The sequence below is a fragment of the Capnocytophaga sp. oral taxon 336 str. F0502 genome, assembly GCF_000411575.1.
Lineage (GTDB): Bacteria > Bacteroidota > Bacteroidia > Flavobacteriales > Flavobacteriaceae > Capnocytophaga > Capnocytophaga ochracea.
The window spans coordinates 172,664-188,715 of record NZ_KE150491.1; the positions used below are offsets into that span (position 1 = coordinate 172,664).

The window sequence follows — 16,052 nt, forward strand, 5'->3', positions numbered from 1 at the left end:
AAAAGACGAACAAAAGACGAACAAAAGACGAACAAAAGACGAACAAAAGACGAACAAAAGACGAACAAAAGACGAACAAAAGACGAACAAAAGACGGTGCGAGCCGCACGGGCAGATAGAGAAAAGGCGAACAAAACCTCCCCCTAACCTGCTCCAAAGAGAGAAATAAAGCGACGTAAAGACAAACAAATGACGAAGGAAAAAAGAAGGTAAGCTAAATCTAAGAGAGAGATAAAAAGAAGGTTATTAGTGGATTTTAACATTGCCAAAGGTTTGAAATTTTGGCAATGTTCATACAAACAACGGCGCGAGTGATACGGGCTGATAATGGAACAATGAAAGAGAATAGGTTTTGCGAAGTAATATAAGTGTTGAAATATAGGGAGTGGTTTGTAAGCAATTGATATCTAATGTGTAATAAAAAAGGGAGAGACTCTATTGCAATAGGAAAATGATGGATTTATTCTTGGAAATAAATTATAGTACCAAGCTATTTGCTTTGCTTTATACATATTAATATAACCTTTCTATTTTATTATTACGCGCTTTATTTTCTATTATAAATAAATTAATAGGTTATTATTAATTAAAAGTTTTATTATCGTAGTTTTTATGCTATGTAGAATTTGTAAAATAAAATATTTTAAATTATTCTTTATGATAGATTTTTGAATGAAATAGAAAATAAAAAGATTGTTTATAGTTGTTTTTTCGAAATAATACGAAAATATAATACTTTCTGTTTAATTCAAATATATATGTAAATCAGTATGTTATACATAAAATCAACATTTCATAAAATTTATATATAAAAAAACTTTATTAAATATTTGGTCATATCATTTTTTATTTGTTATTTTGCCCCGTCGATTAAAGAAGAATAAAAACTAAATCACAATTAAAACTAAGATACTATTTTAATAATGGATTTTAAACAATTAGAAAAACAATATCGCGATGAATTGTTACAAAACGTGATTCCGTTTTGGCTAGAGAAATCGCAAGACAAAGAATATGGTGGTTATTTTACTTGTCTTGACCGCCAAGGAAATGTATTTGATACCGATAAGTTTATTTGGCTACAAGGGCGTGAAGTATGGCTCTTTGCAATGCTTTATAACCGTGTAGAAAAACGGCAGGAATGGTTGGACTGTGCTATACAAGGGGCAGAGTTCCTCAAGAAATACGGACACGACGGAAACCTAAACTGGTATTTTTCATTAGACCGACAAGGTAACCCTCTTGTGGAACCTTATAATATTTTCTCTTATACCTTTGCTACGATGGCTTTCGGTCAGTTGAGCATTGCCACAGGCAATCAAGAATATGCCGATATAGCCAAACGCACTTTTGATATTATCCTTTCTAAACAAGATAATCCTAAGGGAAAATGGAACAAAGCCTACCCAGGCACTCGTTCGCTTAAAAACTTTGCCTTGCCTATGATTCTCTGTAATTTGGCATTGGAGATAGAACCTTTATTGGACGAGGCTTTTATCGAGAAAACGATGGATACTTGTATTCACGAAGTAATGGACGTATTTTTACGCCCTGAACTGGGTGGCATCGTAGTAGAAAATGTAAATGCAAACGGTTCGCTATCTGATACTTTTGAAGGTCGTCAGCTTACTCCCGGTCACGCCATTGAGGCAATGTGGTTTATAATGGACTTAGGCAAGTGTCTCAATCGTCCTGAGCTCATCGAAAAGGCGGTGCAAACAACTCTAAGAATGATTGACTACGGTTGGGATAAACAGTATGGCGGTATCTACTACTTTATGGATAGAAAAGGCTGTCCGCCCCAACAATTAGAATGGGATCAGAAACTGTGGTGGGTACATATAGAAACGCTTATCTCGCTGATAAAAGGATATCAACTCACTGGTAATAAAGAATGCTTGCAGTGGTTTGAGAAAGTGCATCATTACACTTGGGAACATTTTAAAGACCCTAAACATCGCGAATGGTGGGGGTACCTCAACCGCCAAGGCGAAGTGCTCTTAGACCTTAAAGGCGGTAAATGGAAGGGCTGTTTCCACGTACCACGTGGCTTATATCAAGTGTGGAAAACAATTGCAATGATTAATGGTTAGTTGTTAATGGTTAATGATAAAAGACAAATAATGAACAGAAAAACTTTGACAAAGTCTAAGCTACTTTGCCAAAGTTTCCTGCCCGTGCGGCTCGCACCTTTGGCAAAGTCTGCACTATTTGTTTTATCTCTAATAATATTGACGGCTTGTACAGAAACTCAAAAAGAACAACCTATGAAAATTAATATTACAACACTTACCACCCAAGGCTTGGAAGGCGATTTGCAGAAAGGCGTTTCGGCTTCTTATGCTGCCCTGCTCAACGGTGAATTATTGGTAGCAGGAGGGTGTAACTTCCCTGATAAACTCGGGTTTGAAGGCGGAAAGAAAGTGTTTTACGATGAAATACTTCACTTCAATAAAACGCAAAACCAATGGCAAACAGTAGGCAAACTTCCTGAAGCAGCGGCGTATGGGGTATCGGTAGCGATTCCTGTTGGCTATCTGTGGATAGGAGGACAGACGGCTACACACTCTTTAGCCAATTGCTATAAGGTGCAGTACTCAAAAGAAAAAGGCATTACGCTTACTTCTTTCCCTTCTTTGCCTGAACCGCTCGATAACTTTGCAGGTGCGAGTATAGGTAGCAAGGTGTTTGTAGCAGGAGGTAGTGCTTCGGGAAAACCCTCTAACAAACTGTATTATATCGATACTGCTACTGATGAAGAGTGGCATCGCTTACCTGATTTCCCCGAAGAGCCCAGTGTACAACCTGTATTAGTAGCGATGGAACAAGAGGGTGATACACACTTATTCTTGTTAGGAGGCTTTTTCGGTGGGGATACTACCCGCGTGCCTACTCTCTCTACTACTGTGTGGAGGTATAGTGTGCAGCAACAGCAATGGCAAAAAGTAGCTACACAAGAAAGTCCTGATAAAGTGCTATTTTCGCTCACAGGAGCTACAGCTTTGACTATTGATAACCGCTATATTGCTTGTTTTGGAGGTGTAAATGCGACACTTTTCTTAAAAACCATCACCGACCTCTATCATATAGGTCGAGATACTACCCTCACTGATGAGACACGCAAGCAGAAAAACTACGACTATATGTCGCATTATATGACACAGCCTATTGAGTACTATCGTTTCAATAAAGAGTGTTATCTGTTCGATACTCACACGCAACAGTGGTCGGTGCTCGATACACAAACTGATTTCGCTCGAGCAGGAGCTACCTTAGTAGGCTCTCCAGAAGAGTTTTACCTCGTGCAAGGAGAACTAAAACCGGGTGTACGTAGCAATAAAACTTTCAAAGTTGTGGTAAAATAGTATATACTTACTTAAAGGAGAGGCTACGTCTCAGAAATCAATCAAAAAAACAAAATCAAACAAACTTTTGTTAATCTGTTAGATTTCCTGACCGTAGGAAGGCTCTTTAACAAACCAATATAACAATTGATACTATGAAAAACAGTAAAATATACCCTTGGATAGTAGTGGCATTGCTATGGGTGGTGGCACTATTGAATTATTTAGATCGACAAATGCTCTCCACGATGCAGGAGTCGATGAAAATGGATATCAAAGAGCTTGCTGTGGGAGAAAACTTTGGTAGGCTGATGGGAGTGTTCCTTCTTATCTACGGATTGATGAGCCCTGTGGCTGGTATTATTGCCGACCGCGTGAACCGCAAGTGGATGATTGTAGGAAGCCTGTTTGTATGGTCGGCAGTAACTTATGGTATGGGTTATGCGACAACCTTTAATCAGGTGTATTGGTTGCGCGCCTTAATGGGACTCAGTGAGGCGCTTTACTTAGCTACTGCTCTTTCTATGATAGCCGATTACCATACTTCAAAAACACGTTCTTTGGCTATAGGTATTCATATGTCGGGGCTTTATGCAGGACAAGCCTTAGGAGGCTTTGGAGCCACTATAGCCTCTAACTATACTTGGCATACTGTGTTTCACTGGTTTGGTATGGTAGGGATAGTGTATGCTTTCTTTTTGGTATTTACTCTCTTTGATATAGAGCGTAAACCACAAGCAACTACACAAACAACGCCAGCACCGAAAAACTCATTGTTGTCGTCGCTTGCCCTTGTGTTTGGCACTTTCTCTTTCTGGATACTCTTGTTTTACTTTATGGCATCGAGCTTTCCAGGATGGGGAACTAAGAACTGGTTGCCTACGCTCTTTGCAACCAACTTAAATGTACCGATGGCTACCGCAGGACCTATAGCAACAATTTCTATCGCTATATCTTCTTTCTTAGGCGTGCTCATAGGAGGTACATTGTCCGACCGCTGGGTACAGACAAATATCAAAGCGCGCATCTATACTAGTACTATTGGTTTAGGGCTTACCATTCCTGCCTTGATACTCATAGGTTTTGGAGAGTCGTATGTAGCAATGATAGGGGCAACCTTGCTTTTTGGTATTGGTTACGGAATGTTCGATACCAACAATATGCCTATTTTATGCCAAATTATTCCACAACAGCAACGCGCTACGGCTTATGGCATTATGAATATGGGAGGCGTATTTTCGGGCTATGCTGTTACCTTAATGCTCGGTACTTCTACCGATGCGGGCAACTTAGGAGCTGATTTTAGCAAACTCTCGGTGATTATCTTAATAGCCATTGTACTGATGTTGTTATTCTTAAAACCTAAGAGAGAATTGTGTGGAGAATAATAATCTCCAACCCCTCCCAAGGAGGAGCTAATTGAAATAGAATTATTAATAAACACTCTCCTTATTATTGCTTTTGAGGTTCCCCTTCCCCTTCCTTTTTGGGAGGGGAAGAAAGGAGAGGGAGAGGAATAAATAACTAAATAAAATGACATTTGAAAAAATTAATGGGCTGATAGTAGCGCCCTTTACACCTTTTGACAAGAAAGGAGAAGTAAATTTAGACCCTATTGATAAATATGCAAAACTCTTGCAAAAAAATGGATTGATAGGCGTATTTATCAACGGTTCGTCAGGTGAAGGCTATATGATGACGGTTGAAGAACGTATGAAGATAGCCGAAAAATGGGTATCAGTAGCTCCCAAAGGCTTCAAAGTGATTGTACACTGTGGGGCTACCTGCATAAAAGATAGCTACAAAATGGCACAACACGCCCAAGAAATTGGAGCTTTCGGTATTGGGGCAATGGCTTCACCTTTCCCCAAAGCGGGTAGGGTAGAGGAGCTGGTGAAATACTGCGAGGAAATAGCTTGTGGAGCGCCTAATCTGCCTTTCTATTTTTACCATATCCCTGTGCTCAATGGGGTGTACCTTCCTATGTTGCCGTTCCTTAAAGCAGCTGACGGACGTATTCCTAACTTAGCGGGTATCAAATACACCTACGAACCACTTTATGAGTACAACCAATGTATGTTGTACAACAATGGTAAATACGATATGCTCTACGGCTTAGACGAGACTATCCTCAATGCTCTTGTAATGGGGGGTGCTCGTGGTGGTATTAGCGGTACTGGTAGCTATATAGGCAAGGTATTGGTAGGTATCATAGATGAATATCACAAAGGCAATATTGCCAAAGCTGCTGAGTTGCAAAACTACGCCCAAGACGTGATAAATGTAATTGCTAAATATCGTGGCAACATAGTGTGCGGCAAGCGTATAATGAAGTTGCTTGGTTTAGACTTAGGTATCAACCGTACGCCTTTCCAAAACATTACTGATGAAGAGGAAGCAGTCATTAAGAAAGAATTGGAAAGCATTGATTTCTTTAACAAATGTAACCAAATGTAGTATATATAAAATGTAATTAACCTACCACCCCATTGTATTAATAGAATCAATCAGTAAAAATTTAAAGTAATGAAGCAAAAGTATTTATTTAATGTATTCTTCTTGTTGTTTTTTACCACAATAGGTTGGGCGCAAGAGATAATAGTGAAAGGGACGGTTTCTTCTGATGAAATGCCGTTGCCAGGCGCTGCTGTAGTTGTGAAAGGTACCACACACGGTGCCCAGACCGACTTTGAAGGAAACTATACTCTCACTGCAAAGGAGGGTGATATTCTTGTATTTAGCTTTGTAGGGTATACTACCCAAGAGAGAAGAGTAACAGGTAGTCGCCCTATTAATGTGTCGTTAAAGGAAGAAGCGAATGTATTGGAAGAAGTAGTGCTTACTGCTTATGGAGGTACACAAAAGAAAGCAAAAGTAACGAGTTCTATTGCTTCAGTGAAAACAGAAGTATTATCAACCGGTTCTTTTTCTAACCCTGCTCAAGCTCTTTCAGGAGCAGTGGCCGGACTTAGGGTAGCACAGACTTCAGGAAGTCCAGGAGCTGCTCCTACCTTAGTACTTCGTGGAGGTACTAATCTTGATGGTTCAGGCTCACCCCTTGTTATCATAGATGGACAAATCAGAGGGGGATTGAATGACATCAACCCCGATGATATTGAATCAATGGATATATTAAAAGATGCTGGTGCTACTGCTATTTATGGAGCAAGAGCCAGTAATGGGGTAGTATTGGTAACTACTAAAAGAGGTAGAGCAGGTGTTTCGTCACTGAATGTAAAATTGAAGCACGGATTTGCTTATATGAATAACCAAGTAGAGTTTCTCAATGCACGTGATTATCTTTATTGGCAACGTACGGCGGTACGTAATAGTGCCCGTGTATGGCAAAATGCTTCAGGTGATTGGAAAGGATTTACTAACGAAGCGAGTTTAAGTGGTGCACAACCTTACGGTACAGGTAATAAACACTTCAAAAGTATGACCGATGATACGGTATTAAATCCTAATGAAAGTGCCAATTCATATTGGTCTACTATGTTCTCAGAAAGCCTTTCACCTTCTCAAAAACAAAAACTTCTTTCAGAAGGATGGCAAACGATGACGGATCCTATTACAGGTAAAGAACTTATTTTTTATGATTTTGATTTCAAAAAGGCAGCTTTCCGTCCTTTTGCTCTTACTAGAGACTATTCGTTATCAATGACAGGAGGTAATGACAAAGGAAAATATTATGCTGGTTTGGGCTATTATAACCAAGAAGGTTTGCCTATCAAGAGTTGGTATAAGCGACTCACTGGTACTTTGAACGCTGAGTATAAGTTAAAACCTTGGCTTACTTCCACCAGCAACTTCTCAATAGCCTATGCTACTTGGTATAAAAATGTGAATACTTCTGCAGATGATGCCTATTTTGGACGTATGCTTTCAGCTCCTCCCACTCAAAAAGAAAAAGTAAATGGACAGATAGTAATGGGACGTGGTGGTGCTGACGGTAACCCACGTTTTTATGAAAATATATTTCTTCGTGATAATAATACAAATAAAATTAATTTCGGACAAAGTCTTAGAGCTGATTTGTACAAAGGACTTTCATTAACAGTGAGTGGACAAGTGATGTTTGATGAAGAATATTATGAAAGCTTTAATAAAGACCACCAAACCTCACCAGGTAAAGCTGCTAATAACTGGAGTAGAACTAGAAGTACTTCAGCTAGCTTTAAAAGAACTATACGCCAAACTTATAATAGTATCTTAAACTACAAGTTTGATATAAAATCTCATCACTTTGATGCTATGGCAGGTTATGAGTATTACGACAGCTATACACGCGGGCTTAGTGCTTCAGGCTCAGAAGCACCTACCGATGAATTCCAAGACTTAGGTTTGACTTCTAACAAAGAAGGTAAACGTGGGATAGATTCATATCATTATGGCAATAGAATCAAATCATATTTTGGACGTTTAAACTATGACTATGCTGATAAGTATTTGTTTTCATTTACTATTCGCCGTGATGGATATTCTCGATTGATTAATAACCGTTGGGGTAACTTCCCTGCAGCCTCTCTGGGTTGGATTATCACCCGTGAAGAGTTTATTCCTGACAATATAAAACGAGTACTTTCGTTTGCAAAACTCAGAACCAGTTTTGGTTTGAATGGTAATGTGCCAGATAAATTTATAGGTGATTATACCTTACAAGGTTCTTATGGCACTAATAAGTACAATGGGGCAGTAGGCTATGCCATAGGTACTTTTCCTAATAAAGGACTTCGTTGGGAGAAAACGCGTACCTTTGAAGTTGGATTAGATTTAGGTTTTATCCAAAACCGTATCAATGCTAATTTTACATTGTACGATCGTTTGACAAGTGATAAGATACAGTCAATGACACTTCCACACTCATCAGGTGCTTCTGCTATCAATACTAACAATGGTTCTTTCAGAAACAGAGGGGTGGAGATGGAAACCAACTTCCGGATTATTGATAAGAATGATTTGCATTGGAGTTTAGCAATAAATGCTGCTTATAACAAAAATACAGTAGTAAAACTGCCTCATAACGGTTACCCTAATAATAGACAAAATGCTATTGAGGCATATAACCCTACCACAGGTAAAAAAGAATGGGTAGGAGGTTATCAAGAAGGACAAGAGCCTGGTGATATGTATGCTCACGAAGCGTTAGGTATATACCAAAATGAAGAACAAGTAAGACGCTTGGCTAATAATTTAGTTGATGAAACCGGGCCTAAAAAACTATACGGGCCTGCCGCTTGGGCAAGACTAAGCGATGCTGAAAAAGAAAAAGGACTTCCTATCCAGCCTGGAGATGTAATTTGGAGAGATGTGAATGGAGATGGTAAAATTGATAATTATGACTTAGTGAAAGCTGGTAATATCTATCCTAAATGGACTGGAGGTATCAATACTACCTTAAGTTATAAAAATATCCGACTCTCTGCCCGTATGGACTATGCGCTTAATTTCAAACAGCGTATCTCAGTAGGTAACTCATTACCTTGGTACTTAGGTAATATGCAAGGTACTTTTAACACTGTTAAACAGGTAAATGATACTTGGACACCCGATAATCCTACTGCTAAATATCCTAAATATTATTGGGCTGACCAGCTTGGTAAACGTAATTACTACCGCAGTTCAACAATGTTTATTTATGAAGGAAGTTACTTAGCCTTCCGTGAGATAGCTCTTAGTTATAATTTCCAAAAAGATATAGTGAGTAAAATGGGACTTGATAATTTAGAATTATCTTTGATAGGTCAAAACTTAGGTTACCTCACCAAAGCTGAAACCTATTCTCCTGAGGCTTTAGGACAATCAAACTCAGGCTATCCATTACCAAGGACTATTATCTTAGGATTGAATCTAACCTTTTAAAAAATACAACATATGAAAGTTTTAAAATATATAACAATTATCGCAGGGCTATTGCTTACAGTCTCTTGTAATGATTTAGACCTTGTTCCAAAGGACTATAATGGTAGTGGTAACTTCTGGAAAAATGAAGCCCAAGTAGTAGGGGCTATCGAGGGAGTGCACAACCAATTTAGAAGCAATGATTTTAACTATTGGATAATGGGTGAAGCACGTGGAGGTACTATGGTGCCCAGTGGTACCTCATCATTAGAACAGAATATATACTATATTGATATAAAACAGCAGAACTTTTCTGCTCAAAATCCTAATAACAGTTCTTGGTTTGACTTTTATGGAAAGATTTTTAATATTAACAATGCTATTAAGAATATTCAAGAAGCCAATTATTTAAGTGAAATCAATAAGAATTATTATTTAGGACAAATGTACGGAATGCGTGCGTGGTACTATTTCTGGCTTTACAGAACCTATGGGGGTGTACCCATTAAAACTGGAACTGAAATATTAGACAAGACGCCTAGTAGTGGTAAAGAATTATTTACGCCTCGTAGTACTCCAAAAGCTACTTTAGATTTCATAAAGACCGATATTAATAACTCTGAAAAATATTTTACAGATTCTAACAGAGTGAATAATTTTGATAGAATACATTGGTCATATTATGCTACCTTGATGCTCAAAGCTGAGATTTATCTTTGGTCAGCCAAAGTCACTACTGGTGACCAAGTTCCTTCTGCATCTGATTTAGACACTGCAAAAGAAGCATTAGACAAGGTAGCTAGTTCAGGTAAATTTAGCCTTTTGCCTAACTATGCTGATGTATTTGCTTACAATAAAAAGCAAAATAATGAGATTATATTTGCAATGGCTTTTTTAGAAAATGAAGCAAGTACTCCGTTCAACTCATTTATGTATTACCCGCCCAATTTTATCAATAAATACGATGAAACTGGGAAAGCTTTTCCTAATAACGACCCCTTGAAGATTCAGTCAGGGTTCTTATTCAATGAGTATAAATTTGAATTGTTTCAGGCTTTTGATGCTACTGATACCCGTAGAGCTACTACATTCCTATCGTTCTACTCTAATGCAGCTAAAACACAAGGGAGAGGGATAGCTCTCATCAAATATATAGGCTTTATAAACTCAGCGAACACTCGTGTTTTCTCTGATGATATACCTGTATACCGCTATGCCGATGTACTGTTGATGTATGCTGAGATAGCTAATAAGCAAGGCTCTGACCCCTCTACTTATATCAACCAAATTAGACAGAGGGCTTATGGTTCAAATTATACTTCAGCTAATGCGTATACACATACTAACTTTGCTGATGGTGAGTTAGCTATCTTGAAAGAACGTGATAAAGAGTTTGTAGCCGAATCTAAACGCTGGTTTGATGTTCGCCGTCTACAAGATGCCTCTGGTAAACCTCTTGTATTTTCAAAAGAGGCAAGTTATGGTACAGTGGCAGGCAATGTAGAGCCTATACTGAACCAAAATACAGAAGCACATAAGCTACTTTGGCCTATCAATTCTGATATTATCAGCAGAGATACACTCGTTACTCAAACACCTGGTTACAAATAAAGATAAAGATTTTTAGCTTTATTGAAGATGAAAACGGAGTTCCTTGTAAGAGGGGCTCTGTTTTCTGTTTTACATATTTCTTTCTTCAAAAAAAGTACCTCTGCATTCAATTGTTGAATGCAAAGGTACTGTCTATTTGCAGACTCTATATAGAGTATATAGAGTGGTTCACTATTTTAGCTTCAACTCTTCTACTATCTTTTGGATTTTTCCGTCCAAAACCTTTTGAGTTGCTTCAAAAGCGTCTACACTGCTCAAAGATGTATTTACACTGAAATAAAACTTAATCTTAGGCTCTGTACCGCTGGGGCGTGCTGCCACACGAGTGCCTTTATCGGTGTGGTAGATAAGCACATTCGATTTAGGAACGTCTATTTCTTCTACTTTGCCAGTAAGTGGGTGGAATGCCTTAGACGATTGGTAATCGCAAATCAGCGTTACTTTTTCTCCGTTAATTTCCTTCAACGGATTTTCGCGTAAGTCTTTCATCATCTTAGCAATCTCTTCTGAGCCCGAAATACCTTTTTTTACTAAGGAAATAAGGTACTCTTTGTAGAAACCGTATTTGGTATAAGCGTGTAGCAATTCTTTGTAGAACGAACTGCCTTTAGCTTTAGCAAATGCAGCAATCTCACAAGCCAATAAAGTCGCAGTTACAGCATCTTTATCGCGTACGAAATCACCAACCATATAACCGAAGCTTTCCTCTCCACCGCCTATGAAAGTAAGCTTAGGGAAGTCTTTTATCATCTTGGCAATCCATTTAAAGCCCGTGAGTCCTTCTTTGTATTGCACTTTGTATGCATTAGCAATTGCGTGAACCATAGGAGTCGAAACGATAGTAGAAGCTACAAACTCGTTGCCTTTAAAGCCTTTTTTGCTTTGTTGTGCCAAGAGAAAGTCGGTCATCATTACCATTGTTTGGTTACCGTTAAGTAGCACCATTTTGCCGTGAAGGTCCCGAACGGCTATACCTATTCGGTCGCAATCGGGGTCAGTACCTATTACGATATCAGCTCCTATTGCGTCTGCTTTTTTGAGTGCCAACGTAAGAGCTTCGGGCTCTTCGGGGTTAGGTGATTTTACCGTAGGAAAATTGCCATCAGGTACAGCTTGTTCCTCTACAATGTGTACATTGGTAAAGCCTGCGCGTTTGAGCACATCGGGAACCATAGTGATAGACGTTCCGTGCAAAGAAGTAAATACAATTTTTAGCTTGTCTTTCTCAGGAGCATTGAAGTCTCCGTGTTTGATAGATGCTTCGGCAAAAGCATTGTTAAGTTCTTTGTCGATGTAGTGAATAAGACTCTCATCGGCGTTGAATTTGATATCTTTGAAGTCAAGAGCTTCAATAGCTTTCATAATATCACCGTCTTCGGGTGGTACAGTTTGTCCGCCGTCTTGCCAATACACTTTATAACCGTTGTATTCTGGTGGATTGTGAGAAGCGGTAAGCACGATACCTGCTTGGCAGCCTAAGTAGCGTACTGTAAACGAAAGCTCTGGGGTAGGGCGGAGGTCAGAGAAGAGGAATACTTTTATGCCATTAGCCGCAAACACATCGGCTACTATTTTGGCAAACTTCTTAGAGTTGTTGCGACAGTCGTGAGCGATAGCCACTTTAATCTCTTGGTTAGGGAAGCATTTTTTGAGGTAGTTGCTCAATCCTTGGGTGTTTTTGCCTAACGTGTATTTGTTGATTCGGTTAGTACCAATTCCCATAATACCACGCATACCACCAGTACCGAACTCTAAGTTCTTGTGAAAGGCTTCGTTGAGCTCATCGGGATTCCCATCGATGAGGGCTTGAACCTTGTTGCGAGTTTCTGCATCAAAAGTGTCAGAAAGCCACATTTTTGCTGTTTCAATACTTTTCATAAAATTAATTTTATATAGAGGCTGACTCTTGTTATATATTTTATCAGCGTTGTTTTTCGTTAGCAAAGGTACGAATAATTTTTTAATTAGCAAATATGTCAGTTAGCAAAATTGCTAATTACTTGTCTGTGTGCTTCGCATTTCATTCAACCATTCGTATAATTGATACGTGTCATTTCTTGCCCTCTCATCAAAAGCGGACTTATCAGCAATAATATGAAAAACCATAATCTCATTACTAAATTAATCGCCTGTGTGGCTCGCACCTCTAAATCAACTTCATTTTCTTTGCTTTCTCCATCATAAAGGCTTTGGCAGCCTCGTATTCATTAGGGATTTTCCCCTCTAAAATCGCTTCTTTTATCGCTTCTTTTAGCATTCCTACCGGTTGTGAAGGAGGTAAGTTGAACGTCTGCATTATCTCTTCACCGCTTACCGGAGGTTGGAAATTGCGAATGTGGTCTTTCTCTTCTACTTCCACTACCTTTTGGCGTACTATCTGGAAATTGTCGTGATATTTTTTGAATTTCTTAGGGTTTTTAGTAGTAATATCAGCTTCGCAGAGGGTCATTAGGTCTTCAAACTCCTCTCCAGCATCAAATACCAAACGGCGTACAGCCGAATCAGTAACAATATCATCAGCGATGATAATAGGGCGCGAACTCATCTTTACGATTTTCTGCACGTATTTCATCTTGTCGTTCAGAGGCATTCGCAAACGTTTGAAGAGGTGATATACCATCTTGCTCCCCACAAACTCGTGTCCGTGAAATGTCCAACCTATCTTCTTGTCGAAGCGTTTGGTAGGTGCTTTGCCAATGTCGTGTAAGAGCGCTGCCCAGCGTAACCAGAGGTTATCGGTGTTTTCTGATATATTATCCACCACTTCTAAGGTATGCCAGAAGTTATCTTTATGGCGTTGTCCGTCGTGTTCCTCCACCCCTTGCAAGGCAATGAGTTCTGGGAGGATATAGTGCAACAAGCCCGTTTCGTACAGCAATTTCAGTCCAATAGAAGGTTTAGGCGAAGCGAGTATCTTGTTCAGTTCCTCTACAATACGCTCGCTCGAGATGATTTTTAGCCGTTCCTTATTATCAGTAATAGCTTTCAGCGACTGCTTTTCAATCTTAAAATTCAGTTGGGTAGCAAACCTGATAGCACGCATCATACGCAAAGGGTCGTCTGAATAAGTAATATCAGGGTCTAAGGGAGTGCGAATGAGCTTTCGTTTTAAGTCGCCTAAGCCGTCAAAAGGGTCGATAAGCTCGCCAAAAGTATCTCTGTTCAGAGAAAAAGCCATTGCGTTGATAGTGAAATCCCTACGATTTTGGTCGTCTTGTAGCGTGCCACTCTCTACATAAGGCTTGCGTGAGTTTGCCTCATAGCTTTCACGGCGTGCCCCTACAAACTCAATATCTAAGCCATCGGCTTTAATCATTGCTGTACCAAAGTTTTTAAATATCGATACTTTAGGAGCATTAGGCAGTCGCTCAGCTACTTTTTCAGCCAACGAAATACCACTACCGATTGATACTACATCGATGTCTTTGGGAAGTTTTTTCTCTAATAAATAATCGCGTACAAAGCCCCCAATCACGTAACTTTCAACCGATATCTCAGCTGAAATATCGCTTATGAGTTTAAAAATAGGATTAGAAAGCGCTTCAGTATAGTTCATTAAAATTCGTTAATTGTTTTGCGAATGGCAACCAAACGCGTTAAAAGACCTTCAAGGAGGTCGAGATGTAGCATATTTGCCCCATCACTTTTGGCGTTAGCAGGGTCAAAATGGGTTTCGATAAAAAGTCCATCAGCATTGTTCACAATAGCAGCGCGGGCAATGGTTTCAATCATATCTGGGCGACCGCCTGTTACCCCACTACTTTGGTTAGGCTGTTGTAGCGAGTGCGTAACGTCCATTACTACGGGAGCAAACTTGCGCATCGTCGGAATTCCGCGGAAATCTACTATCAAGTCTTGATAACCGAACATCGTGCCACGGTCAGTTATCAACGCTTTTTCATTGCCACTATCAAATACTTTTTGCACGGCAAATTGCATACTCTCAGGACTCATAAACTGACCTTTTTTCAGGTTCACTACCTTGCCCGTTTCGGCTGCTGCCACCACCAAATCAGTCTGGCGCACCAAGAAAGCTGGTATTTGCAGTACATCTACATATTCGGCAGCCATCGCCGCATCGCTCACCTGATGAATATCAGTAACAGTAGGAACATTAAAGGTTTGCCCTACTTTTTGGAGTATTTTTAGTGCCTTTTCATCGCCTATGCCCGTAAACGAATCTACGCGACTCCTATTGGCTTTCTTAAAACTCCCTTTAAAAATGTAGGATATATTCAGTTTATGGGTGATATTCACTATATGTTCAGCAATTTTCATCGCCATATCTTCCCCTTCTATAGCACAAGGTCCCGCTAAGAGAAAGAAATTATCTTCTTTGTTTATCATTTTGTTTAATTGTTAGGTATAATTCTTTGAGGTTAGTAGCTTTTTCGTAATTTTTTATTTGTCGGTGAGGTTCGTACTGTCATTTGTCATTCATCATTGCCCAAATAACATCGCCCTAATATTAGTAGTAAACAAGTTTACTGCAATCGCTAAAAGTATAACTCCAAAAAGGTTGTGAATTACGGTAATGCCCTGTTTGCCTAAAAACTTCTCTATTTTCTCCGAAGATTTAAGCACTATATACACAATAATCATATTAATGAGGATTGCCACTATAATATTCTCTACATAAAACTTTGCCCTAAGGGAGAGTACAGTAGTGAGTGCCCCTGCTCCTGCCACCATAGGGAAAGCCAAAGGGACAATAGAGGCAGTCTCAGGCGTAGTACCTTTGTAGAGGGTGATACCTAAAATCATCTCTAAGGCGAGAAAAAAGAGAATAAATGCCCCAGCTACAGCAAATGCCTCAACCGTTACTCCAAACAAATTGAGTAATTGCTTGCCTATAAATAAAAACAGAATAAGCAAAATACCGGCTACAATAGCTGTTTTCTCAGATTGTATACGTCCTGCTTTTTTGCGCAGATTAATAATGATAGGCACACTCCCGATAATATCAACTACCGCAAAGAGCACCATAGTAGCGGAGACAATCTCCTTTACATCGAAATTCATAATCTAAAAAATTTGTGCAAAAGTACTAAAATAATTGCGAACGATGAAAAAAAAATCTCCCAATTTGTTAATTGATTGATTTACTAATATTTCAATATAACTAAAAGCTGTATTTCACCTATATCATAATACGATAAAAACGCTTTTTTACAATTATCATAGCCTCATCTTTCCTTCATCATTTGTTCGTCATTTGTTCATTTGCCCGTGCGGCTCGCACCGTCTTTTGTTCGT

The 16,052-nt window shown here is 39.2% G+C and carries 10 protein-coding genes; 6 read left to right on the forward strand and 4 right to left on the reverse strand.

The features are described 5' to 3' along the window. The first annotated feature begins 923 nt into the window (after positions 1-923). The 6 genes from HMPREF1528_RS08720 (at position 924) to HMPREF1528_RS08745 (ending at position 10,796) form a co-directional block, all read left to right on the forward strand. Entirely contained in the window at positions 924-2,093 is a 1,170-nt protein-coding gene (locus tag HMPREF1528_RS08720) for an AGE family epimerase/isomerase (RefSeq protein WP_016479464.1), read from the forward strand. A gap of 6 nt (positions 2,094-2,099) precedes the next feature. Next, complete coding sequence (locus tag HMPREF1528_RS08725; RefSeq protein WP_016479465.1) at positions 2,100-3,365, forward strand: cyclically-permuted mutarotase family protein; 1,266 nt, start codon at positions 2,100-2,102, stop codon at positions 3,363-3,365. Positions 3,366-3,499: 134 nt separating this feature from the next. After that, positions 3,500-4,732: an MFS transporter gene (locus HMPREF1528_RS08730; RefSeq protein WP_016479466.1), complete on the forward strand. Its 1,233-nt coding sequence runs from the start codon at positions 3,500-3,502 to the stop codon at positions 4,730-4,732. 145 nt (positions 4,733-4,877) lie between these two features. After that, positions 4,878-5,801 (forward strand): dihydrodipicolinate synthase family protein, encoded by a 924-nt coding sequence (locus HMPREF1528_RS08735; protein WP_016479467.1) that lies wholly within the window; start codon positions 4,878-4,880, stop codon positions 5,799-5,801. Between the two features lie 69 nt (positions 5,802-5,870). Next, complete coding sequence (locus HMPREF1528_RS08740; protein WP_016479468.1) at positions 5,871-9,206, forward strand: SusC/RagA family TonB-linked outer membrane protein; 3,336 nt, start codon at positions 5,871-5,873, stop codon at positions 9,204-9,206. Positions 9,207-9,218: 12 nt separating this feature from the next. Further along, positions 9,219-10,796, forward strand: a complete 1,578-nt coding sequence (locus HMPREF1528_RS08745; protein ID WP_016479469.1) for a RagB/SusD family nutrient uptake outer membrane protein — start codon at positions 9,219-9,221, stop codon at positions 10,794-10,796. 171 nt (positions 10,797-10,967) lie between these two features. Here the strand turns inward: HMPREF1528_RS08745 and HMPREF1528_RS08750 are convergent, their stop codons facing one another. From HMPREF1528_RS08750 to HMPREF1528_RS08765, 4 genes are all read right to left on the reverse strand, one after another. After that, positions 10,968-12,674: a phospho-sugar mutase gene (locus tag HMPREF1528_RS08750; protein ID WP_016479470.1), complete on the reverse strand. Its 1,707-nt coding sequence runs from the start codon at positions 12,672-12,674 to the stop codon at positions 10,968-10,970. Between the two features lie 268 nt (positions 12,675-12,942). Next, complete coding sequence (locus tag HMPREF1528_RS08755) at positions 12,943-14,352, reverse strand: CCA tRNA nucleotidyltransferase (protein WP_009420561.1); 1,410 nt, start codon at positions 14,350-14,352, stop codon at positions 12,943-12,945. After that, on the reverse strand, positions 14,352-15,143 hold the full coding sequence (gene kdsA / locus HMPREF1528_RS08760) for a 3-deoxy-8-phosphooctulonate synthase (protein WP_002672353.1): 792 nt from the start codon (positions 15,141-15,143) through the stop codon (positions 14,352-14,354). The genes HMPREF1528_RS08755 and kdsA overlap by 1 nt, the downstream gene beginning before the upstream one ends. 93 nt (positions 15,144-15,236) lie before the next feature. Next, positions 15,237-15,818, reverse strand: a complete 582-nt coding sequence (locus tag HMPREF1528_RS08765; protein WP_016479471.1) for a MarC family protein — start codon at positions 15,816-15,818, stop codon at positions 15,237-15,239. Positions 15,819-16,052 lie beyond the last annotated feature (234 nt).